This is a genomic window from Providencia sp. Marseille-Q8014, from assembly GCF_965112055.1.
On the sequence record NZ_CBCOPT010000001.1, the window covers coordinates 1,062,141 to 1,086,073 of the forward strand.

Below are 23,933 nucleotides of genomic sequence, written 5' to 3' on the forward strand. Positions count from 1 at the left end.
TCAAATCACTATAATCTCGCGCAACCTTTTTTCCGCAAGACACATTTCAGTATTACTCAGTAGTCGGGACCCGAATTTTATGAGCGAAAAATATGTCGTAACGTGGGATATGTTGCAAATACATGCCCGTAAACTCGCACAACGTTTATTACCTGTAGACCAATGGACCGGTATTATCGCGGTTAGCCGCGGTGGTCTTGTTCCAGGCGCACTTCTTGCACGCGAACTTGGTATCCGTCATGTTGATACTGTGTGCATCTCAAGCTATGACCATGATAACCAGCGTGAATTGAATGTGATTAAACGCGCTGAAGGTGATGGTGAAGGTTTCATTGTCATCGATGATCTTGTTGATACTGGTGGTACCGCAAAAGCTATTCGTGAGATGTACCCGAAAGCACACTTTGTCACGATTTTCGCTAAACCTGCGGGTCGTCCATTAGTGGATGATTACGTCGTCGATATCCCACAAAACACATGGATTGAACAGCCATGGGATATGGGGGTTGTATTTGTTAAGCCTCTGTGTGAACAAGAAAAATAAACTTTTATTGTTTTGAGTTAGATCTAAATGATAGGTAAAAATAACGCTAATATAGGGTGAGAATCCCTTTATACATTATGCTTAAAACATTATTACCTAATAAAATTCAATACAAAACGATAAGATAAGGGGATGCGATGGCATTCCCTTTTTATTTAGATCAACCAACAGGTTATTAGGATGACTCAACAAAATCTCTCCGAAAAACTGTTCAAACCAAAAGTTAGACAGGTTGAAACATCGACACTCGTTTCTTATTCAGCCTATAGTGCGCCTATCATCAATAACCATTCTGTATTGAGTGGCTCGCAGCATGCCGGCTGGTATCGCATGATTAATCGTTTATTGTGGATTTGGCGGGGCATAGATGCGTTAGAAATTGAAGAGGTGTTGAGCCGTATTGCGGTAACTGACGCTGAACGAAGTGATGATAATTTGCTTGATACAGTCATTGGTAACCGCCGAGGAAACTGGTGTTTTGAATGGTCTCATCAAGCGATGCAATGGCAACAAAAAGCGTTGCAGTTTGAAGGTGGAGAAGCGGCAAGTAAAGCATGGTTACGCGCCGCGAATTTATACAGTATTGCCGCCTATCCTTTCATAAAAGGCGATGAATTAGCCGATCAAGCGGTCTTATTAGCCTGTAAAGCGTATGACAGCGCAGCACAATTTTCTCGTTATAAGTTGAAAAAAATCGCATTTAAGGTTGATGGTAATAAAGAAGTTTGTGGTTTTTTACACATACCTTCAACTGGGCAAGGTCCTTATCCAACGGTGATGGTATGTGGAACTCTCGATAGTTTACAAATCGACTATTGCCGTTTTTTCCGTGATTATCTTGAGCCGCTCGGCATTGCGATGCTGACATTGGATATGCCATCAATAGGTTATTCCATTAAATATAAGCTATCTCAAGAGGCCAGTGCCTTGCATGAGCAAGTCGTGCGTCAATTAGATACCATTCCATGGATCGACCATACACGTTTTGGGCTGGTTGGATTACGCTTTGGGGCAAATATAGCCTTAAGGCTAGCTTATATGTGTCCTGAAAAAATTAAAGCGGTTGGGGTATTAGGTCCTATCGTGCATAGTTTATTGCATGAAGATAAATATCAGCGGGATATTCCGCGTATGGAATTGGACGTTTTTGCTAGCCGTTTAGGTATCTATCACGTTGACGGTGCAGCGTTACGTCATGAGCTAAGTTGCTATTCACTGAAAAACCAAGGATTGTTAGGGCGGCGCTGCCGAGTACCTATGATGTCAGTATATTGGAAAGGTGACATTTATAGCCCTAAAGCGGAATCGGATTTGATTATGCGCTCATCAATGGACGGTCATATGCTAACTTTACCCACAACACCGATTTTTGTGAATTATCAAAAAGCACTCAGCGAAACGGTTGATTGGTTAAAAAGTAAAATAGTTTAATTTTATTTAATGACTTGATTATTTTTTAACTTTTGCTAAAAAGGGATCTTCTCAAAAAGGAGATCCTTACATGGCGTTACCTAATGATTACTCTAATGGAAAGTATTTAAAAAAGTTTGCGGCTTTAGGACCTTATCTACGAGAAAAGCAATGTGTCGACGGTTGCTATTTTTTCGATAGTCTCACTGTTTGTGTTAATGTCAATATTGCGCCGGAAAAGCGTGAATTTTGGGGATGGTGGATGCTGCTATCGCCAAATGATAATGGATTTGAATATTCATACCATTTTGGTCTGTATAATAGCCAAGGTAATTGGCAAGCAAAGACCTTAAAAGACAATACAACCATTGATACTATTGAACAGAATCTCATCGCCTTTCACCAATCTCTTTCAAAACAGCTTGCGGAATTAGAGCTCTCTTTGTTTCCTTCTGCAAAAATGGCAGAATTTAAGCTGGAATTAAGCGTATAAAATTGTTTTAAACTAACTTTTGTTTAATTTAGCGTTATGCCTGTTGGCATAACGCGCTCCAGCTGATAAAAATAATAGCTAGTTTGTGTTTCTTTAATCTTAATGGCAGAAAAATGATGAAAAATAGCCAGACACTTGTTGTTAAATTAGGCACCAGTGTGTTGACAGGGGGTTCACGTCGATTGAATCAAGCGCATATCGTCGAGCTAGTCAGGCAATGCGCACAGCAATATGAAAAAGGGCACCGTATTATTATCGTGACATCGGGGGCAATAGCAGCGGGTCGCGAACATCTTAATTATCCCGAACTTCCCGCAACGATTGCATCGAAGCAGCTTCTGGCCGCGGTAGGGCAGAGCCGTCTTATTCAATTATGGGAAAGGTTATTCTCCATTTATGGCATCCATATTGGGCAAATGTTATTAACGCGTGCCGACCTCGAAGATAGAGAACGCTTTTTGAATGCGCGAGATACATTGCAAGCGCTGCTGGATAATGGCATTGTGCCCGTTATCAATGAAAATGATGCAGTCGCAACAGCAGAAATTAAAGTTGGGGATAATGATAATTTATCCGCCCTTGCTGCAATTCTTGGAGATGCAGATAAGTTACTACTATTAACGGATATTGAAGGATTATTTGATTCAGATCCTCGCAGTAATCCAAATGCTAAATTGATCCCCGAAGTGTATGGAATCAATGATGAGCTACGAGAAATGGCAGGCGGAAGTGTTACTGGCCTCGGTACAGGCGGTATGGCCACTAAGCTACAAGCCGCGGATGTGGCAGGAAGAGCCGGAATCGATGTCATCATTGCAGCGGGTAATAAACCTGATGTGATTAGTGCCGTTATTGAAAATATACCGGTAGGAACGCGCTTTTATGGGCAGAAAAACCCAATGGAAAACCGCAAACGCTGGATTTTCGGCGCACCTGCTGCTGGCGATATATATATCGATGACGGTGCACAACTAGCCATTTTAGAAAAAGGCAGTTCCCTGCTTCCAAAAGGGATCAAGAAAATCGAAGGTGACTTTTCTCGTGGTGCCGTCGTGCGAATACGCAACATGGCCGGCAAAGACCTTGCTCATGGAGTAAGTCATTATAATAGTGATGCATTAAGAATGATTGCGGGTCATCATTCACAAGAGATAGGCCGCATACTTGGGTATGAACACGGCTCTGTTGCTGTCCACCGCGATGATATGATAGTGGGTTAATTATGTTAGAACAAATGGGAAAAGCGGCTCGTGAAGCCTCATGGCAACTCGCTCAATTAAATACCACACAGAAAAATGCGGTGTTAGAGCAGATAGCTGATCTGCTGGAACAAGAAAGTCGTGTCATTCTTGAGGCGAATAAAAAAGATATTGAACAAGCACAGGCAACGGGTATGTCGCCTGCATTACAAGATCGCTTATTACTGACATCTGAACGTTTAAAAAATATAGCTTCTGATGTGAGAAAAGTTTGCCAATTAGCAGATCCTGTAGGGCAAATTATTGATGGAAACCAACTTGATAATGGCCTAAATCTTCAGCGTCGTCGTGTGCCATTAGGGGTGATTGGTGTTATCTATGAAGCGCGTCCAAATGTCACTGTTGATGTTGCGGCATTATGTTTAAAAACAGGTAATGCAGCGATCTTACGAGGTGGTAAAGAAACTCACAATACCAATTTGGCTATCACGGAAGTGATCCAAAAAGCACTGAAAAATTGTGGGATATCCGCAAATGCGATCCAAGCGATTAATAATCCTGATCGTGAACTAGTGACTCAATTACTTAAATTAGATCGTTATGTGGACATGTTAATACCTCGTGGTGGAGCAGGTCTGCATAAATTATGTCGTGAACAATCAACGATCCCTGTTATTACAGGGGGCATTGGTGTTTGCCATACTTTTGTTGATGAGTCAGTGAATTTTGATAAAGCCATTGATGTGCTGATTAACGCTAAAGTTCAGCGCCCAAGTGCTTGTAACTCACTGGAAACAGTACTTGTTCACGAAAAAATTGCGGGTGATTTTTTACCACTACTGAGCCAAAAAATGGCGGAGCAACAGGTGACTCTGCATGCCAGCCAACAAGCGATGCCGTATTTACAAAATGGCCCAGCGAAAGTGGTTGCTGTCACGCCTGAAAATTTAGTGGACGAGTGGTTATCTCTTGACCTTAACGTTGAGGTGGTTGCTGGAATTGATGCTGCAATTAATCATATTCGCACTTATGGTACCGCGCATTCAGATGCCATTTTAACGGAGTCGATTAATCAAGCAGATTACTTTGTACAGCGTGTTGATTCAGCCGCAGTATATGTGAATGCGAGCACAAGATTTACCGATGGTGGGCAGTTTGGGTTAGGGGCTGAGGTAGCGGTAAGTACACAAAAACTTCATTCTCGAGGGCCGATGGGATTGGATGCGTTGACCACCTATAAATGGATTGGTTACGGCGACTTCCTGAACCGAGCTTAATAATTCAATAACAATAATTAGGCCACACTTAGCGTGTGGCTTTGTTTTTATGATGATTTGCCATTTTTAGACTGAGCCATTAAATCTATAACAAGTGGCACATGTACCATAATAATGATGACGATGGGATGAATGCAGATGTTTTACCTTATAGGTCCAAGAGGTTCAGGAAAAACTACAATCGGAAAAAAATTGGCTGAACAGAAATCGTGCCAATTCGTTGATACTGATAAATTAATCGTTGAGCGAGCAGGAAGCAGTATTGCACAGATTGTAGAACAATATGGCTGGGAACACTTTCGTCATTTAGAAAGTGAAGTATTAAAATCAATCTCGCACTCAGATACCGTCGTTTCAACGGGAGGCGGTATTATTTTATTAAAAGAAAATCAACGTGTCATGCGTACGAATGGAACGGTTATCTATCTAAGTGCTACACCTGAGATTTTAGCCGCGAGACTTGCCGCAGAACCTCAAGCAGAGCAACGACCAAGTCTGACAGGGAAATCGATACTAGAAGAGATAGAAGAGGTCATGTCACAAAGAGAGTCTCTTTATCGGGAGACGGCACACTATGTGATTGATGCAGGGTTGCCGATTGAATCAATTATTCATCAATTAACTCAGTTTGATAAATAATATTGTTCTGAATGGTATTTTAGGAATAAAACACTTAGTTTTATACGGGTTTTTACGACATAATCATCCGCTTAAGTGATAAATGAAATCAAATAATAGGGATTTATTATGCTGGCAAACATGCTGAGGACAGTACTTAGATTTTTATTTCGAGTCCGCTTAGTTGGGGATGAAAAAGCGCTCTACCAAGACAAATGCTTAATTACACCAAATCATGTTTCATTTCTTGATGGTGTGTTGGTCGCGCTATTTTTACCGATTAAGCCAGTATTTGCAGTTTATTCTACGTTCGCAACACCAAGAATGATCAAACTGCTAAAACCTTATGTTGATATTGTTCCTCTTGACCCTGCAAACCCTTTAGGCATACGTCAGTTAGTTAAAGAAGTTGAAAAAGGCCGTCCGATAGTGATATTTCCGGAAGGGCGTATTTCAGTGCATGGCTCTTTGATGAAAATATATGATGGTGCTGCGTTTGTCGCTGCCAAATCCGGCGCAAAAGTTGTGCCTATTCGTATTGAAGGGGCGGAACGTAGTCACTTTAGCCGTTTAAAAGGCATCATTCCCCTTAAATGGTTTCCTAAAATTACCCTGCATATTTTACCTGCTGAAATGATTCCGATGCCAGAAGCGCCTAAAGCGGTTGAGCGTCGTCATTTAGCGGGTGTTCACTTATATCACATCATGAAATCAGCACGTATGGCTTGTCGCCCTCAAGTCACACTGGTTGAAGAATTTATTGATAGCGTAAAACGTTTTGGACGCCGTGCACCTTGTATTGAAGACATTAATTTTAAAGAAGATAATTACCAAGGATTGTTAAAGAAATCATTAGGTGTAGGGAGAATCATTGAGCGCTATACCCATGAAAATGAGCGTATCGGTTTATTATTGCCAAATACAACAGTAACGGCAGCCGCTATTTTTGGGGCATTAATGCGTGGGCGAGTGCCTGCGATGCTCAATTACACAGCGGGTAGTCATGGTATCAGTAATGCACTCAAAGCTTCTCAAGCTAAAGTTGTCTTTACATCACGGCAGTTCCTTGAAAAAGGGAATTTGACCCATATTCCTGAGCAGGTCACCGAGGCGAATTGGATTTATCTTGAAGATTTAAAAGATACGGTCACGCTGCGGGATAAACTCTGGATCGTTAAACACTTATTGATGCCAGCGAAAGCGGTAATACCGCGTAAAGCCGATGATGAAGCTATCGTCCTGTTTACTTCAGGTTCAGAAGGAACACCTAAAGGGGTGGTACATAGCCATGCAAGTTTGATGGCGAATGTGGAACAAATCAAAACGATCGCTGACTTTACACCACGTGATCGTTTTATGTCATCATTGCCCCTATTTCATGCTTTCGGCTTAACGGTTGGGCTGTTTATTCCACTGTTTTCTGGTAGCCGAGTCTTTCTTTACCCCAGCCCATTGCATTATCGAATCATTCCTGAATTGGTTTACGACAAAAATTGCACTGTTCTATTTGGTACATCAACGTTTTTAGCTAATTACGCACGTTTTGCTCATCAATATGATTTTGCAAGATTACGTTATGTCGTTGCTGGGGCTGAAAAATTGTCGGATAGCACTAAGAAAATTTGGTTCGACAAGTTTGGTATCCGTATTCTTGAAGGTTATGGTGTTACAGAATGCGCTCCGATTGTCTCTATCAATGTGCCAATGGCCTCTAAAGAAGGAACAGTAGGGCAAATATTGCCGCAAATGGAATCTCGCATTATCCCTATTTCAGGCATTGAAAATGGGGGGAAATTACAATTAAAAGGCCCTAATATCATGAAAGGGTATTTGCGTGTTGAGTCACCGGGCATTCTTGAAGCGCCATCAGCGGAAAACCAACATGGGGAACAAGAAAAAGGTTGGTATGACACGGGGGATATCGTTGTACTTGATGAGCTTAATTATTGCACTATTAAAGGCCGCGTAAAAAGATTTGCAAAACTCGCGGGAGAAATGGTGTCCCTCGAAAGCATTGAACAGATGGTCCTGAGTTTGTCCCCTAATGCACATCATGCTGTTGTCACTAAACCTGATAGCAGTAAAGGTGAAGCTTTAGTTCTGTTTACGACGGATAAAGACCTCGATAGAAGCGCACTTTCTTCTGCCGCTAAAAGTAAAGGCTTAACGGAATTGGCCGTTCCCCGTGATATTCGTTTGGTGAAAGAGCTACCTGTACTCGGTTCCGGTAAAACAGACTTTGTGACACTGAAACAAATGGCGTTAGAGGATTGATGATATGCAAGAAATGAATGCGCCATTGATGAGTCGAGGAATGAAGGCTGTGCTAACGTCACAGTTTTTATCCGCTTTTGCCGATAACGCGTTGTTATTTGCCATTTTAGCGCAGTTAAAAGCTGAGTTTTACCCTGAATGGAGCCATCCAATACTACAAATGGTATTTGTATTTACTTATATCATTTTGGCACCGTTTGTTGGTCAAGTTGCCGATCGCTTTTCTAAAGGGCGTGTCATGTTGTTCTCAAACCTATTTAAATTTTTAGGGGCTTTGGGGATCTGTTTAGGGCTTAACCCATTTCTTTGTTATGGGTTGGTTGGGATTGGTGCGGCTTCTTACTCACCAGCAAAATACGGTATTTTAGGTGAATTGACCGGTGGTGATAATTTAGTGAAGGCCAATGGCGTGATGGAAGCATCAACTATCGCGGCCATTTTGATTGGTTCTGTCGTCGGTGGTATTTTATCGGATATTAGCCTTATTTTAGCGTTGGTTACCTGTACGGTATTGTACGCATTAGCGGTGATTGCCAACTTCTATATTCCGCATTTAGTTGCTGCTCGCCCAGGTAAAGGCTGGCATTTTAAGAAGCTTTTCACCGATTTTATCTCTGCTTGCCGTACACTTTGGGCAAACCAAGAAAGCCGTTTCTCACTGGTGGGAACCAGTATGTTTTGGGGCGCGGGCGTCACATTACGTTTTTTACTGGTGGCTTGGGTACCGTTTGCATTAGGTCTACAAGATAACGCAACGCCAACCTATCTTAATGCCGCTGTTGCCGTTGGGATTGTGGTTGGTGCTGGGGTGGCTGCTAAATTCATTACATTAAAAACGGTGTCACGCTGTATTCCTGCTGGGGTAGTCATTGGTATCATGGTGGTATTACTTGCGTTACAAACCAATCTCTTACCATCCTATGCTATCTTAGCGGTACTCGGTATTTTTGGCGGGCTATTTGTCGTTCCTCTTAATGCGTTATTGCAGGAAAAAGGCAAGGAAACCGTTGGGGCTGGTAACGCGATTGCAGTGCAAAACCTTGGTGAAAATAGTGCAATGCTAATTATGTTAGGATTATATTCCCTAGCCATGAAAGCAGGATTATCCGTTATTAGTGTTGGTGTCGGTTTTGGTAGCGTATTTGCTATAGCGATTGCGGGTTTATGGGTTTGGGATCGCGCACGCAAAAAGTAATTATCCGAAGGTAAAAATCACATGATAAATGAAAGTTATCTCGAAACATTGAGTATTCAGCTTGCTGAAGTCCTCAAAAAACAAGGTAAAACGATTACTTGTGCAGAATCATGTACTGGCGGATGGATTGCTAAGGTATTGACGGATATTGCGGGTAGTTCGGATTACTTTCATAGAGGATTTGTGACTTACAGTAATGAAGCAAAGCATCAAATGATTGGTGTGACAAATGAGTCACTGCAAAAATTTGGGGCAGTGAGTGAGCAAGTGGTTTCTGAAATGGCACTCGGTGCTTTAACTGAAGCTGCTGCTGATTTGGCGATTTCAGTGAGTGGCATAGCAGGTCCAGGTGGCGGAAGTGACGCTAAACCGGTGGGAACGGTTTGGTTCGGTTTCGCCCAAAAAAACGCTACAGGCAGAGCTCATGTGACGGTTAAGCACTGTATATTCCAAGGTGATAGAAATTCTGTACGTTTACAATCAACAGCTTATGCACTTGAAACACTTTTACAAATCATAAGTGAAAAATCTTCTTGATACTGTATGATTATACAGTATACTTAGCATTAACAAACCGAATTCAATCGTTCTATTTGCAGTGGGTAACTTCACTGCATCAAAGGGAGTGAACATGGCTATCGATGAAAACAAACAAAAAGCATTAGCAGCAGCGCTAGGTCAAATTGAAAAGCAATTTGGTAAAGGCTCTATCATGCGTCTTGGCGAAGATCGCTCAATGGATGTTGAAACTATCTCAACGGGTTCTTTATCTCTTGATGTCGCTTTAGGTGCTGGTGGTCTGCCGCTGGGGCGTATTGTTGAAATCTATGGGCCTGAATCTTCTGGTAAAACAACACTGACACTGCAAGTTATTGCAGCCGCACAACGCAGTGGTAAAACATGTGCATTTATCGATGCTGAACATGCTCTCGACCCTATTTATGCAAAAAAATTAGGCGTTGATATTGATAACCTGCTGTGTTCTCAGCCTGATACCGGTGAGCAAGCACTGGAAATCTGTGATGCGTTGACGCGCTCAGGGGCTGTTGATGTCATCATTGTTGACTCCGTTGCAGCATTAACACCAAAAGCTGAAATTGAAGGTGAAATTGGTGACTCTCATATGGGCTTAGCTGCTCGTATGATGAGCCAAGCAATGCGTAAATTAGCGGGTAACTTGAAAAACTCAAATACGCTGTTGATCTTCATTAACCAAATTCGTATGAAGATTGGTGTTATGTTTGGTAACCCTGAAACGACAACGGGCGGTAATGCTCTCAAATTCTATGCTTCCGTACGTTTAGATATTCGCCGTATTGGTGCTGTGAAAAATGGTGAAGAGATTGTTGGTAGCGAAACGCGTGTTAAAGTCGTTAAAAACAAAGTCGCTGCACCATTTAAACAAGCTGAATTCCAAATCCTGTACGGTGAAGGGATTAACACCTACGGTGAATTAATTGATTTAGGTGTTAAGCATAAATTGATTGAAAAAGCCGGTGCTTGGTATAGCTATAACGGTGATAAAATTGGTCAAGGGAAAGCGAATGCAACAATATATCTGAAAGAGCACCCTGAAGCGGCCGAAGAAATTGATAAAAAACTGCGTGAAATGCTACTAACTCACACTGGTGAATTTAGCAGTGCAGCCACTGATTACATCAGTGAAGCCGAAGAAAATGAATCGCCTGAAGAATTTTAATATTGATTCATTGGTTTGATAAATAAGCAGATTATTAACGCCACTCCAAAAAAGAGTGGCGTTTTTTATTTTTCATTTGCACTATATTGGGAGTAAACAATAGTTTTCCAGTGGAAAAATAGCCAACTGAAAGGTATAAACATACTTTCAGAAAATACTCAGACGCTTTACAATGAAAGCCACGAATGGATGTATCTATACTTTAAAACGCTCAAGTTGCAGTTAAGTGACCAAATAGGCAATAGGAACATTCATCAATGTGTGACTAATGCGAATGAATGTCATCAACTGTACTGAAACTTACAGTATGAAGAGTATAAATTTTACTTCTACGCAAAGAGACTTTATCTTATCAGTCACTTTTTAATCGGAGAGTTGATTAGAGGTGATGTTACATTCCATCTCAACAATTCGTAATTCAGTTTCCAGCTTGAAATCGGGATAAATATGAGTAAAAGCACCGCTGAGATCCGTCAAGCGTTTCTCGACTTTTTTCATACAAAAGGTCATCAGGTGGTAAGTAGCAGTTCGCTAGTACCAAATAATGACCCAACATTATTGTTCACTAACGCAGGGATGAACCAGTTCAAAGATGTATTTCTTGGTCTGGATAAAAGAGCATATTCCCGAGCGACTACGGCACAAAGATGTGTGCGAGCAGGTGGTAAACATAACGATTTAGAAAACGTTGGCTACACAGCCCGTCACCATACTTTTTTTGAAATGCTCGGTAACTTTAGCTTTGGCGATTACTTCAAACATGATGCGATCAAATTTGCTTGGGAGCTATTAACTGGAAAAGAGTGGTTTAACCTACCAAAAGAGAAATTGTGGGTTACCGTGTATGAAACCGATGATGAAGCCTATGAAATTTGGAACAAAGAAGTCGGAATTCCAGTTGAACGCATTATTCGTATAGGCGACAACAAAGGTGCACCATACGCCTCTGATAACTTCTGGCAGATGGGGGATACTGGTCCTTGTGGCCCATGCACCGAAATTTTCTATGACCATGGTGAGCATATCTGGGGTGGGCCTCCAGGAAGTCCTGAAGAAGACGGCGATCGCTATATTGAAATTTGGAACATCGTCTTCATGCAGTTTAACCGTCAATCAGATGGCACGATGGAACCATTACCTAAGCCATCTGTGGATACCGGTATGGGGCTTGAACGTATTGCGGCTGTATTGCAGCATGTTAACTCTAACTATGATATCGATATTTTCCGCGACCTTATCGCTGCGGCTGCAAAGGCTACAGGTGCTAGCGACCTATCAAATAAATCACTTCGTGTTATTGCTGACCATATTCGCTCTTGTGCATTCCTCGTGAGTGATGGCGTCATCCCATCGAATGAAGGCCGTGGTTATGTATTGCGCCGGATTATTCGCCGTGCTGTACGTCATGGCTATATGCTAGGGGCAAAAGAGACCTTTTTCTACAAGCTGGTTGCTCCACTGATTAAAGTGATGGGATCAGCAGCAGATGAACTTGCTCGTCAACAAGCTATGGTTGAAAAAGTGCTTAAAACGGAAGAGGAACAATTTGCACGTACATTAGAGCGTGGTCTTCAATTATTAGATGAAGAACTTGCGGCTCTTAAAGGTGACACCTTAGATGGCGAAACTGCGTTCCGTTTATATGATACTTATGGTTTCCCTATCGATCTTACCGCGGATGTTTGCCGTGAGCGTAACATCAAAGTTGATGAAGAAGGCTTTGAGCGCGCAATGGAAGATCAGCGCCGCCGTGCAAGAGAGTCGAGTGGTTTTGGTACCGACTATAATTCGTTAATTAAGGTTGAAAAACACAGCGAATTTTCTGGTTATGCCTATAATGAACAATTAGCCACTATCACTGCTATCTATAAAGATGGCCAGTCAGTAGATTCCCTGAATGCTGGAGAAGAAGGTCTTGTGATCCTTGATAAGACTGCATTCTATGCTGAATCGGGTGGTCAAGTTGGCGATACGGGTGTACTGCGTAATGAGAGTGGTCATTTTACTGTCACTGATACACAAAAATATGGTCAGGCAATTGGTCATATTGGTCAGGTAGAGTCTGGCTCACTAGTCATTAACCACCGTATAGATGCTAAAATTGATGTGAAAAGACGTGATGCAATACGCCTTAATCACTCAGCAACTCACCTGTTGCATGCGGCATTACGCCAAGTACTTGGTGATCATGTATCACAGAAAGGCTCTTTAGTTAACGATAAATATCTCCGCTTTGATTTTTCACACTTTGAAGCAATGACACCTGCACAATTACGCGCAGTGGAAGACATTGTTAACGCACAAATTCGTAAGAACACACCAATTGAAACGGAACTTATGGATTTAGAAAGTGCAAAAGAAAAAGGTGCGATGGCATTATTCGGTGAAAAATACGAAGAACGTGTACGTGTTCTGAGTATGGGCGATTTTTCTATCGAACTTTGTGGTGGGACACATGCAAGCCGTACTGGTGATATCGGTTTATTCCGCATCACCAGTGAATCAGGTACGGCTGCGGGGGTTCGTCGTATTGAAGCTGTCACAGGGGAAGGCGCGATTGAAAGCGTACATAACCAATCTGATCAGTTGAATGCGATAGCTCACCTCTTAAAAGGTGATATGAATAGCTTAGTTGAAAAAGTTAAGTCTGCATTGGAAAAATCTCGCCAATTAGAAAAAGAGATTTTGCAACTAAAAGATCAACAAGCATCCCAAGAAAGTGCTTCACTTAGTAGTAAAGCAAAAGATATTAAAGGGATTAAATTACTTGTTAGCCAATTAAGTAACACTGAACCTAAGCTTTTGAGAACGATGGTTGATGATCTCAAAAATCAGTTGAAATCGGCGATTATCGTGCTTTCAACAACGAGTGGTGATAAAGTCAGTGTAATTGTTGGTGTAACTAATGATTTGACTGCTAAAATAAAAGCGGGTGATTTGATATCATATGTTGCACAGCAAGTCGGTGGTAAAGGTGGTGGGCGCCCAGACATGGCTCAAGCGGGTGGTACGGATGTGAGTGCGTTACCAGCGGCGATGGCCAGTGTAGAAGAGTGGGTTAACTCACGACTATAAGCGCTGATTAGGTTGCCTCATGCACCGTGAGGCAACTTTATCTGTTGCAACGTTGTTAATATGTTGTGGGTAGTGTTATATTTTGTACGTATATAATTAAAATGATTGCCTTGATGGCATCGATGCTTTAGGTGTATATCATTGCTTTACGTTTTCACGGTGTGTGATGGACAATAGCGGGGGAAACCTAGAGACCCGACTCTTTTAATATTTCAAGGAGCAAAGAATGCTTATTCTGACTCGTCGAGTTGGTGAAACACTCATGATAGGCGATGAGGTAACAGTTACTGTACTGGGAGTAAAAGGCAATCAAGTTCGTATTGGTGTCAATGCCCCAAAAGAAGTTTCTGTTCACCGTGAAGAAATTTATCAACGGATCCAGGCTGAAAAGACTCAACCAGATAATCAATAATAATGAATAAGCGTCCATATCTTGAACCACACAGCAAAGATGGACGCTTGTCTTTCATTTGACCTCATTCTTAACCCACTATATTTTAATTGATTCGGCCTTCAAGCGAGTGGTTTAACTTACCACGATACCAATTTGATACTTATCGTTGACAACTTCCTCTCTAGCTTCTCAATTTGAACGCAGCGCTGACTATTTTTCGAGAATTCATTTTTCAATTCATCATTTTTTATCGGGTAAAATTTTGTGAAATTACCCCGTGATGAATCCGATTTTCGGTGCTAAACTAATCATCTTGCTTGTGAAATGTGCAAACAGTCATTATAAACCAAAAAGTTTGGAAAAATTGTTTGACTTCTAAAGCTAGGAAAGTAATATGTGCGCCACACAGAGACGAGATGTTCAAAACAAATCGTCTGTGACTAAAAACGGTGAGGTGGCCGAGAGGCTGAAGGCGCTCCCCTGCTAAGGGAGTATGCGGTCAAAAGCTGCATCGAGGGTTCGAATCCCTCCCTCACCGCCATTTTAGATAGCTGCATCCGTAGCTCAGCTGGATAGAGTACTCGGCTACGAACCGAGCGGTCGGAGGTTCGAATCCTCCCGGATGCACCATATTTAACCCTATGAGTAAAACTGGTGGGGTTGGTTTTTAGTTTTTAGCGACTAAAAACAAGCAGTAGTTATGAAGTGTAGAGTTTGATATTGTAATGCATCCGTAGCTCAGCTGGATAGAGTACTCGGCTACGAACCGAGCGGTCGGAGGTTCGAATCCTCCCGGATGCACCATCTTCAGCTAGTCCTTGTCTAGTGTATCAAAATTTCCTTTATCAAAACGATGGCTAATTATTGAATCAACGATTCAATGAACGAATTAAGCATCCGTAGCTCAGCTGGATAGAGTACTCGGCTACGAACCGAGCGGTCGGAGGTTCGAATCCTCCCGGATGCACCAGAACAAGAAGCTCCTCATAGAGGGGCTTTTTTTTCGTCTATCAATCAGATTTATCATAATTTGATGTTATTCCAAATGCGTATCTTATATAAACCACACATCTAAGCAGCGACAATTTCCTTCATTTACGCTAAAGTAAGCTTCTTACTAAAATAAAATTACATCACAGGCGGGAGGTCGATTTGATCCCGGACGTATCTAAAGCGCTCTCATGGTTAGAGGCGCACCCAGAAGCACTGAATGGTATTCAACGTGGTATCGAACGTGAAACATTACGTGTTACTCCGAAAGGTTCTATTGCTGAAACTTTGCATCCGGAAGAATTGGGGAAAGCATTAACACATAAATGGATCACGACAGATTTTGCTGAGTCTTTACTTGAGTTCATTACACCTGTGGATAAAAGTACTAGGCACAGTTTGGCTTTTCTTAGGGATTTACACCGTTATACGGCTCGTCATCTGCACAATGAAAGGATGTGGCCATTAAGCATGCCTTGTTTTATCGAAAACGAAGATAAAATAACGCTTGCTCAATACGGTACATCGAATGTAGGCCGCTTCAAAAACTTATATCGTGAAGGGCTAAAAAACCGTTATGGCGCATTAATGCAGACCATTGCTGGTGTTCATTATAATTTTTCATTGCCAATTGAATTTTGGCAGGCGTGGGCAGGTGTTAAAGATGCACAGAGCGGTAAAGCGCAAATTTCTGATGGTTATTTACGCCTGATTAGAAACTATTATCGCTTTGGCTGGGTGATCCCTTATTTATTTGGGGCATCTCCTGCTATTTGTGGCTCATTCCTTAAAGATAGAGAGACTAAATTAACCTTTGAAAAGACAGCTACGGGAACGTATTACTTACCTTATGCGACGTCGTTAAGAATGAGTGATTTAGGCTATACGAATAAGTCTCAGAGCGATTTAAACATTACCTTTAATGATTTAGATAGCTATGTGGCTGGTTTGAAAAAAGCGATTTATAAGCCGTCTGAGGAATTTGCCGCGCTAGGTGTGAAAAAAGCAGGTAAGTATATTCAATTGAACACCAATGTGTTGCAGATTGAAAACGAGCTGTATGCACCTATTCGACCTAAGCGTGTGCCAAAAGGTGATGAGTCACCATCTGATGCATTGTTGCGCGGTGGTATTGAGTACATTGAAGTTCGTGCGTTGGATATTAACCCGTTTAGCGCGATTGGGGTTGATGAGACGCAAACGCGCTTCCTAGACCTGTTTTTGATTTGGTGCGTGTTAGCTGATGCACCAGCAATGAATGCTCAAGAATTAGATTGCAGTCGCCAGAACTGGAACCGCGTGATCCTTGAAGGGCGTAAACCGGGTCAAGTTATCGGTATTGGTTGTGGTAGTGAAATGAAACCATTGGTGGAAGTAGGGCAGCAGTTATTTGATGACTTAATCCGTGTTGCTGAAGTCCTCGATACCTGTTGTGATGCCAAATATCAGGAAGTTTGTCACCAATTTATTTCAATGTTTGAAGATCCAACTCGGACGTATTCTGCATTAGTGATGGATAAAATGGTTGAACAAGGTATTGGTGGCTACGGATTAGAATTAGCTGAAAAATACTATGCGCAATTGGTTAGTGAACCTTACGAAGTGATTACCGAAGCTCAGTTTGAAGCTGCTCGATTAGCTTCCATAGAAAAACAGGCTATGATAGAGAAAGATGAAACTGAAAGCTTTGAGGATTATTTGCGGAGGCATGCAGGGCGCTAAAAGAAAATGGCCACAGCGAAGTGGCCAAATATAAAATCTCTTAGAGAATTAGGGATGATAACAAATTTGCGCGTCTTTCATAGATTAAGACTCAGCGATTGCCAAATAGTTTCATTTATTTTGCAAATAAAATAATTTTTTTTCAGGAGGTCAATAAATGCCGTTATTAGACAGTTTTACTGTAGATCATACGCGTATGGCTGCGCCTGCGGTTCGTGTAGCAAAAACGATGAAAACACCTAGCGGAGACACTATTACCGTTTTCGATCTGCGCTTCACCGTGCCTAACAAGGAAGCCATGTCTGAAAAAGGCACTCATACCCTTGAACATCTATTTGCAGGGTTTATGCGAGACCATCTCAATGGCAATGGTGTTGAGATTATTGATATCTCTCCAATGGGGTGCCGTACTGGGTTTTACATGAGCTTAATTGGTGCACCTGATGAGCAACGTGTTGCCGATGCTTGGAAAAGTGCAATGCAAGATGTATTAAAAGTGCAAGATCAGAATAAGATCCCTGAGCTGAATATTTTTCAGTGTGGCACGTATAAGATGCATTCACTAGACGAAGCTCAACAAATTGCACGCAATGTCCTAGCGTCAGAAATTCGAATTAACAAAAATGATGAACTTGCATTACCGGCTGAAAAGCTGACTGAACTGCATGTTTAAATAACGTTAATGCAACAAACTGCACCTAACTTGTTAGCGAATAACACATTAAGGTGCAGTTTTTTTATTGATGTTTAATGAGCTTCAGATGTAGAAGCATTCGTTGCGATAGGGGTAATTTTGACTTGCTTAATAATATTATCGCTAATGAGCAGGACCTCGACTAAATAGTGTGAAATGACGATTTTTTCTTGCAGCTCAGGGATATCGCCAATCGCTTCTAACACCATACCATTCACTGTTCTCGGCCCATCGACAGGAAGGTGCCAATCAAAGGCTTTGTTCAAGTCACGAATATTTGCCGTACCATCAACGAGTACACTACCATCGCTTTGCGGTAAAACTTCTTCAGACAATGAAGGGGACATCGACGTGGTAAAATCGCCGACGATTTCCTCAAGGATATCTTCAACCGTAATCAGCCCTTGAATCTCACCATACTCATCAACAATGATGCCTATTTTTTCTTTATTATGTTGGAAGTTTATTAGCTGAGTACTTAGTGGCGTACTATTTGGAATAAAGTAGATACTGTCGGCCGCTTTGATCAAATTCTGCTTGGTAAACTCCCGTTTCTCCATCATCAAACGATAGGCTTCACGGACACGCAAAATTCCAATCGCATCATCAAGGGAGTCACGATACAGCACGATGCGGCCATGAGGTGAGTGGGTCAGTTGCCGAATGATAGATTTCCAATCATCATTAACATCAATACCGACGATCTCATTCCTTGGTAGCATAATGTCGCCAACAGTCACTTTTTCAAGATCTAAAATCGACAACAGCATGTCTTGATTTCGTCTGCTGAGTTTAGCTTTTGACTCATTAACGATGGTTCTCAGTTCATCTTTACTGACCGCATCACTGCGTATTACAGGGGGTTTTATGCCACAAAGATACATAAATAATAATGTTATTTTGTTGAAGGCCCAAACCACTGGCAGCATAATTTTTTGTAGAGGTTTTAAAATATAGCTGCTTGGGAAAGCAATTTTTTCTGGGTATAAAGCCGCGATAGTCTTAGGCATCACTTCAGCAAAGACTAATATCACAAAGGTTAAAATACCCGTGGCAATTGCGACACCCGCATTGCCATATAGGCGCATACCAACAATAGTCGCTAGGGATGAGGCAACAATATTGATTAGGTTATTGCCGATAAGAATCAAACTAATGAGTTTATCGGGGTGACGAAGTAATTTTTCGACACGTTTTGCTGACCGGTTACCTTGTTTGGCAAGGTGCTTTAAGCGGTAGCGATTCAGCGTCATCATACCTGTCTCTGACGCAGAAAAATATGCGGACATGATAATTAAAATGATTAATATAATGATGAGCGTACCGGTAGATACGTGATCCAAAACTAGGTTCCTTATACTGTGTAGATAAGATGATTTTATTCGTCTTAGCGTTAAGATACCAGAATTTGTTGCATCAACCGGTTGCCAAAGAATGCCATTGTTAGAATAAAGGCTCCAGCGACGTGGAAAAATAGAACTCGCTTCCCTCTCCAACCACCGTGGAAATGGCCCCACAGTAAAATAATATAGACGAACCAAGCGATAACCGATAAGACAGATTTATGGATATTCTCTTTATCAAAGATATTATCCATATAAATAAAGCCAGTGCATAAGGTTAAGGTGAGTAGGATCACACCAACTTGGGTGATATGAAACATTTTGCGCTCAATGACCATCATAGGCGGCATATCTGAACTAAATTTCAGGGTTTTATTCTTTAGTTGAAAGTCTATGAGTGCAACTTGGAATGCATATAGTGCAGCGATTAAGAGTGTCGCATAACTCAGTAACGCTAAACCAATATGAATGAAGAGGGGGACACTGCCTTCTAGGTGGGTGATAAACTCACCGGGCATAATGGTGGATAACATTAAATTGATGACAGCAAAACTATAGACAATCGGCGTCAAATACCAAGCTTTGCCCTTATAAGCCACGACGGTCATAATAATACACATGAGTAAACTCACGGCGGAACCTAAGTTTAATAATGTGAGGTTTTGTCCTTCATCACCACGAAAAATCAGTAACTTTAGCGTTATTGCATGAGTTATCAGTGCAATAACGGCCAATAAAAGGGCTAGTCGGCGATAGACAGGTTGTTTTCGAACCTGGCCGGGTACGATCAGCGATAGGCTGAATAGGTATGTACAAACTGCTATGACTGCAAATACTGGCATAGTATAGTGTCGTTATTCATTTTAAGTGGATTATATTGTGTAGTATAACTCGTGGAGCTGCCGGCTCCAACCATTGGTACAGTTAATAAGCCTCTTCTTAATCGTTAATCGCATGATAAGAGCGCCTCTCACGGAGTATGACTGTTCATTTTATGATTGAAATCTGATTTTACTATTCAGTCAGTCAAATCAATACTAACAGAGTGAAGCGAATAAACGTCAGGTGTGATACACTGTGGCGAAAAATTTCGGCGTTGGTTTCAGTTGTGGCTGTCATCGGTTATGCACCTTTGAAAAATAATGAGTGAGTGTTGTCTAAATTAGCCATTGCGTACTTGTATTTTTAAGTATCAATAACCAGATAGAGTGTTGACAGTAGGCCCATAAACAGAATTGAGTTAAGACATATGTTTGATAATTTAACTGACAGACTATCGCGCACTTTGCGCAACATCAGCGGGCGTGGGCGTCTGACTGATGAGAATATTAAAGATACATTGCGTGAAGTTCGTATGGCTTTGCTGGAGGCAGACGTAGCGCTTCCCGTTGTCCGTGAATTTATTCAAAAAGTAAAAGAAAGCGCTGTTGGCCAAGATGTCAATAAAAGCTTAACTCCAGGTCAAGAGTTCATCAAAATTGTTCAGAATGAACTGACCAAAGCCATGGGTGATGAAAACCATCAACTTAACCTCTCGGCGCAGCCACCAGCGGTTGTCTTGATGGCTGGTTTGCAAGGTGCGGGTAAAACCACAAGCGTTGCAAAACTGGGTAAGCTTTTAAAAGAGAAACAAAAGAAAAAAGTTTTAGTGGTCTCTGCTGACGTTTATCGCCCAGCAGCGATTAAACAGCTAGAGACATTGGCAGAAACGGTTGGTATTGATTTTTTCCCTTCAGATGCCAAAGAAAAACCCGCAGCAATCGTACAGAAAGCTTTAAAACACGCTCAGCTACAGTTCTATGATGTGTTGTTGGTGGATACCGCAGGTCGTTTACACGTTGATGAAGCGATGATGGACGAAATTAAAGAGGTCCATCGCATTATCAATCCTGTAGAAACCCTGTTTGTTGTTGATGCGATGACAGGTCAAGATGCCGCGAATACGGCTAAAGCTTTTAATGAAGCGCTACCGCTTACTGGGGTGGTGTTGACGAAAGTTGATGGTGATGCGCGTGGTGGTGCGGCTTTATCCATTCGCTCAATTACAGGTAAGCCAATCAAATTCTTAGGGGTTGGTGAAAAAACGGATGCTTTAGAACCTTTCCACCCAGAACGTGTAGCGTCCCGTATTTTAGGTATGGGAGATGTATTATCTCTTATTGAAGAGATCGAACACAAAGTTGACCGCGATCAGGCAGAAAAACTTGCTAAAAAGCTGAAAACAGGTGACGGTTTTGATTTAAATGACTTTTTAAGTCAGTTAAAACAGATGCGCAATATGGGCGGCATGGCGAGTATGATGAGCAAGATACCTGGAATGTCTCAAGTTCCAGATGCTGTTAAGTCGCAAATGGATGATAAAATCACTATCCGAATGGAAGCGATAATCAATTCAATGACGCGTAAAGAACGTGAAAAACCTGAAATTATCAAGGGGTCACGTAAACGTCGTATTGCCGCTGGTTCAGGTACGAGTGTTCAAGAAGTCAACCGCCTTTTGAAGCAATTTGATGATATGCAACGCATGATGAAAAAGATGAAAAAAGGCGGTCTTGCCAAGATGATGCGTGGCATGAAAGGAATGATGCCTCCGGGTTTTCCGGGGCGTTAAGCAACAAAGCTAGAAAGAATATGCACTTTTGATTGATTTTTACGTCAAAGCGAGTAAAATTTTCGGGCTTTTTATATGACAGCCGGACTCTATCCCTCGATGGAGTCTGGTTGTTTTATTAACTAATGAGGATGTTATGGTAACAATTCGTTTATCTCGTGGCGGCGCAAAAAAGCGTCCGTTCTACCAAATCGTTGTAACCGATAGCCGCAATGCGCGTGACGGTCGTTTCATCGAGCGTGTTGGTTTCTTCAACCCAATCGCTTCAGGTCAAGCAGAAGAACTGCGTTTAGACTTGGATCGTGTTGAGCACTGGGTTGGTAAAGGCGCAACTATTTCTGACCGTGTTGCACAACTGGTCAAACAAGCTAAAAAAGCAGCTTAATCTGTCACGGTGGTAACTATGGGCAAGCAAGTAAATCTAGCGACTCCTACTCACCCAATCGTCTTGGGGAAATTAGGCGCTGCATATGGAATTCGTGGTTGGCTCAAAGTTTTTTCCTCCACCGAACATGCTGAAAGTATTTTTGATTATCAGCCTTGGTTTATTCAACGTTCAGGTCAGTGGCAACATGTGGAACTGGAAGATTGGAAACACCATAACAAAGATATCATTATTAAACTTAAAGGGGTCGATGACCGCGATGCAGCAACGTTGTTAACTAATTTTGAAATAGTCGTTGATTCAACGCAACTTCCTGAATTAGATAATGATGAATATTACTGGAAAGACCTTATGGGCTGCCAAGTAGTGACACTGCAAGGTTATGATCTCGGGACCATCACCGATATGATGGAAACCGGTTCTAATGATGTCATTGTGATTAAGGCAAATCTAAAAGATGCATTTGGCATCAAGGAGCGGCTGGTTCCGTTTCTTGATGGGCAGGTTATCAAGAAAGTCGATCTTAAATCTAAACTCATTGAAGTTGATTGGGATCCTGGTTTTTAAATCTCCGGTTGAACGGTTTTAATGAGTGGGACTAAATAATGTGGATTGGTGTAATTAGCCTGTTTCCCGAAATGTTCCGCGCAATAACCGAGTACGGGGTAACTGGTCGGGCAGTGAAAAATGGCCTACTGTCTGTCGAGTGTTGGAATCCACGCGATTTCACTCACGATAAACATAAGACAGTTGATGATCGCCCCTATGGTGGTGGTCCAGGCATGCTGATGATGGTGCAACCTTTAAAGGATGCTATCAACACAGCGAGAACTGAGGCAGGTGAGGGTGCGAAAGTTATTTATCTGTCACCTCAGGGACGCAAACTCAGCCAAGAGGGGGTTTGCGAATTGGCAACGAATGAGAAGCTAATTCTTGTTTGTGGTCGATATGAAGGCATTGATGAGCGAATCATTCAAACCGAAATTGATGAAGAATGGTCAATCGGTGATTATGTTCTCAGTGGTGGGGAACTCCCCGCGATGGTGTTGATTGACTCGGTGTCTCGGTTTATTCCGGGAGTACTTGGTCATCAAGCTTCTGCACAAGAAGACTCTTTTGCAGAGGGACTACTTGATTGTCCACACTATACCCGTCCTGAAGTGTTAGACGGCATGCAAGTACCTGATGTTTTATTATCCGGTAACCATGCAAAGATAGATAGCTGGCGTATGAAACAATCACTTGGCCGTACCTGGCTTAGAAGACCTGAGCTTCTGGAAAGCCTAGCTCTGACTGACGAGCAGAGGATGTTGCTGACTGAATTTCAAAATGAATATTGGTCTGAGCAACAAGTGAATCCAGACAATTAAAATAATTGTCTAACATATATCAGTTTACCTAGGGTAAGAGAATTATTATGAGCAACATTATTAAACAACTTGAACAAGAGCAGATGAAGCAGGACGTACCTTCATTCCGTCAGGGTGATACTGTGGAAGTTAAGGTATGGGTCGTAGAAGGCTCTAAAAAACGTCTGCAGGCATTTGAGGGCGTGGTTATTGCTATTCGTAATCGCGGTCTGCACTCTGCATTCACTGTTCGTAAAATTTCTAACGGCGAAGGTGTTGAGCGTGTATTCCAAACTCACTCTCCAGTCGTAGATAGCATCACTGTTAAACGTCGTGGTGCCGTTCGCAGAGCTAAACTGTACTACCTGCGTGAGCGTTCTGGTAAGGCAGCTCGTATTAAAGAGCGTCTGAACGCCAAGTAATACGCTTTCGCTACATCCGAAAGAATATAAGGCCCGCCCCAGTGCGGGCCTTTATATATCTGTCATCTTTCGGCCCGTACATTGCTGGTTGCACTCCTTCAGCTATATCAATCCCTCAATATCTCACTTATACACTGCTTACCGGCAACATGGACAGATAAGAGTGATCCTTTTCAACAATCATTAAGGATTCCGATTCTTATTTATTAAGATATTATTAATTTGATCTGTCTCATTTC

21 protein-coding genes and 4 tRNA genes are annotated in these 23,933 nt (G+C 41.9%); 23 read left to right on the forward strand and 2 right to left on the reverse strand.

Going from position 1 to position 23,933, the window contains the following annotated elements; genetic code table 11:
• Window positions 1-79 precede the first annotated feature (79 nt).
• The 18 genes from gpt to luxS all read left to right on the forward strand — a co-directional run bounded on the left by gpt (window position 80) and on the right by luxS (window position 17,563).
• Window positions 80-544: a xanthine phosphoribosyltransferase gene (gene gpt / locus ACWPW6_RS04585; protein WP_154625101.1), complete on the forward strand. Its 465-nt coding sequence runs from the start codon at window positions 80-82 to the stop codon at window positions 542-544.
• 180 nt (window positions 545-724) lie between these two features.
• Window positions 725-1,975: an esterase FrsA gene (gene frsA, locus ACWPW6_RS04590; protein WP_250000052.1), complete on the forward strand. Its 1,251-nt coding sequence runs from the start codon at window positions 725-727 to the stop codon at window positions 1,973-1,975.
• 70 nt (window positions 1,976-2,045) lie between these two features.
• Entirely contained in the window at window positions 2,046-2,447 is a 402-nt protein-coding gene (gene crl / locus ACWPW6_RS04595; protein ID WP_154625103.1) for a sigma factor-binding protein Crl, read from the forward strand.
• 116 nt (window positions 2,448-2,563) lie between these two features.
• The gene (gene proB / locus ACWPW6_RS04600) at window positions 2,564-3,667 is read left to right on the forward strand and encodes a glutamate 5-kinase (RefSeq protein WP_154625122.1); all 1,104 of its coding nucleotides are present in this window, start codon (window positions 2,564-2,566) and stop codon (window positions 3,665-3,667) included.
• A 2-nt stretch (window positions 3,668-3,669) separates the two neighbouring features.
• Window positions 3,670-4,923, forward strand: a complete 1,254-nt coding sequence (proA, locus tag ACWPW6_RS04605; protein ID WP_163860770.1) for a glutamate-5-semialdehyde dehydrogenase — start codon at window positions 3,670-3,672, stop codon at window positions 4,921-4,923.
• A 138-nt stretch (window positions 4,924-5,061) separates the two neighbouring features.
• Window positions 5,062-5,562, forward strand: a complete 501-nt coding sequence (gene aroL, locus ACWPW6_RS04610) for a shikimate kinase AroL (RefSeq protein WP_154625105.1) — start codon at window positions 5,062-5,064, stop codon at window positions 5,560-5,562.
• Between the two features lie 108 nt (window positions 5,563-5,670).
• A complete protein-coding gene (gene aas, locus ACWPW6_RS04615) occupies window positions 5,671-7,815 on the forward strand; it encodes a bifunctional acyl-ACP--phospholipid O-acyltransferase/long-chain-fatty-acid--ACP ligase (RefSeq protein ID WP_250000055.1) in 2,145 nt (714 codons plus the stop codon).
• Window positions 7,816-7,819: 4 nt separating this feature from the next.
• Window positions 7,820-9,010, forward strand: coding sequence for a lysophospholipid transporter LplT (lplT, locus tag ACWPW6_RS04620; protein WP_250000057.1), 1,191 nt, complete (start codon window positions 7,820-7,822; stop codon window positions 9,008-9,010).
• A 21-nt stretch (window positions 9,011-9,031) separates the two neighbouring features.
• Window positions 9,032-9,547, forward strand: a complete 516-nt coding sequence (gene pncC / locus ACWPW6_RS04625) for a nicotinamide-nucleotide amidase (protein WP_163860771.1) — start codon at window positions 9,032-9,034, stop codon at window positions 9,545-9,547.
• A gap of 94 nt (window positions 9,548-9,641) precedes the next feature.
• Window positions 9,642-10,709, forward strand: coding sequence for a recombinase RecA (gene recA, locus ACWPW6_RS04630; RefSeq protein WP_154625109.1), 1,068 nt, complete (start codon window positions 9,642-9,644; stop codon window positions 10,707-10,709).
• Window positions 10,710-11,156: 447 nt separating this feature from the next.
• Complete coding sequence (gene alaS / locus ACWPW6_RS04635) at window positions 11,157-13,784, forward strand: alanine--tRNA ligase (protein ID WP_250000060.1); 2,628 nt, start codon at window positions 11,157-11,159, stop codon at window positions 13,782-13,784.
• A gap of 226 nt (window positions 13,785-14,010) precedes the next feature.
• Complete coding sequence (csrA, locus tag ACWPW6_RS04640; RefSeq protein WP_004264815.1) at window positions 14,011-14,196, forward strand: carbon storage regulator CsrA; 186 nt, start codon at window positions 14,011-14,013, stop codon at window positions 14,194-14,196.
• Between the two features lie 430 nt (window positions 14,197-14,626).
• Window positions 14,627-14,719, forward strand: a tRNA-Ser gene (locus ACWPW6_RS04645).
• A gap of 12 nt (window positions 14,720-14,731) precedes the next feature.
• Window positions 14,732-14,808 (forward strand) — tRNA-Arg (locus ACWPW6_RS04650).
• A 97-nt stretch (window positions 14,809-14,905) separates the two neighbouring features.
• Window positions 14,906-14,982: transfer RNA gene (locus tag ACWPW6_RS04655), tRNA-Arg, on the forward strand.
• 89 nt (window positions 14,983-15,071) lie between these two features.
• A tRNA-Arg gene (locus tag ACWPW6_RS04660) sits at window positions 15,072-15,148 on the forward strand.
• A gap of 182 nt (window positions 15,149-15,330) precedes the next feature.
• A complete protein-coding gene (gshA, locus tag ACWPW6_RS04665; protein ID WP_154625111.1) occupies window positions 15,331-16,890 on the forward strand; it encodes a glutamate--cysteine ligase in 1,560 nt (519 codons plus the stop codon).
• Between the two features lie 157 nt (window positions 16,891-17,047).
• Complete coding sequence (gene luxS / locus ACWPW6_RS04670) at window positions 17,048-17,563, forward strand: S-ribosylhomocysteine lyase (protein ID WP_154625112.1); 516 nt, start codon at window positions 17,048-17,050, stop codon at window positions 17,561-17,563.
• 74 nt (window positions 17,564-17,637) lie between these two features.
• Here luxS and ACWPW6_RS04675 read toward each other — a convergent pair whose 3' ends face one another.
• Both ACWPW6_RS04675 and ACWPW6_RS04680 read right to left on the reverse strand, forming a co-directional pair.
• Complete coding sequence (locus ACWPW6_RS04675) at window positions 17,638-18,927, reverse strand: CNNM domain-containing protein (RefSeq protein ID WP_154625113.1); 1,290 nt, start codon at window positions 18,925-18,927, stop codon at window positions 17,638-17,640.
• Between the two features lie 50 nt (window positions 18,928-18,977).
• Window positions 18,978-19,769 carry a cytochrome C assembly family protein gene (locus tag ACWPW6_RS04680; protein ID WP_154625114.1) on the reverse strand — a complete coding sequence of 264 codons (792 nt, stop codon included), beginning with the start codon at window positions 19,767-19,769 and terminating at the stop codon, window positions 18,978-18,980.
• A 407-nt stretch (window positions 19,770-20,176) separates the two neighbouring features.
• On the opposite strand from ACWPW6_RS04680, the gene ffh reads away from it, so the two are divergent.
• From ffh to rplS, 5 genes are all read left to right on the forward strand, one after another.
• Complete coding sequence (gene ffh / locus ACWPW6_RS04685) at window positions 20,177-21,538, forward strand: signal recognition particle protein (protein ID WP_154625115.1); 1,362 nt, start codon at window positions 20,177-20,179, stop codon at window positions 21,536-21,538.
• Between the two features lie 136 nt (window positions 21,539-21,674).
• Complete coding sequence (gene rpsP / locus ACWPW6_RS04690) at window positions 21,675-21,923, forward strand: 30S ribosomal protein S16 (RefSeq protein ID WP_154625116.1); 249 nt, start codon at window positions 21,675-21,677, stop codon at window positions 21,921-21,923.
• 18 nt (window positions 21,924-21,941) lie between these two features.
• Entirely contained in the window at window positions 21,942-22,490 is a 549-nt protein-coding gene (gene rimM / locus ACWPW6_RS04695) for a ribosome maturation factor RimM (protein WP_154625117.1), read from the forward strand.
• Between the two features lie 38 nt (window positions 22,491-22,528).
• Window positions 22,529-23,293 carry a tRNA (guanosine(37)-N1)-methyltransferase TrmD gene (gene trmD, locus ACWPW6_RS04700; RefSeq protein ID WP_154625118.1) on the forward strand — a complete coding sequence of 255 codons (765 nt, stop codon included), beginning with the start codon at window positions 22,529-22,531 and terminating at the stop codon, window positions 23,291-23,293.
• 47 nt (window positions 23,294-23,340) lie between these two features.
• Window positions 23,341-23,694, forward strand: a complete 354-nt coding sequence (gene rplS / locus ACWPW6_RS04705) for a 50S ribosomal protein L19 (RefSeq protein WP_154625119.1) — start codon at window positions 23,341-23,343, stop codon at window positions 23,692-23,694.
• Window positions 23,695-23,933: the final 239 nt, after the last annotated feature.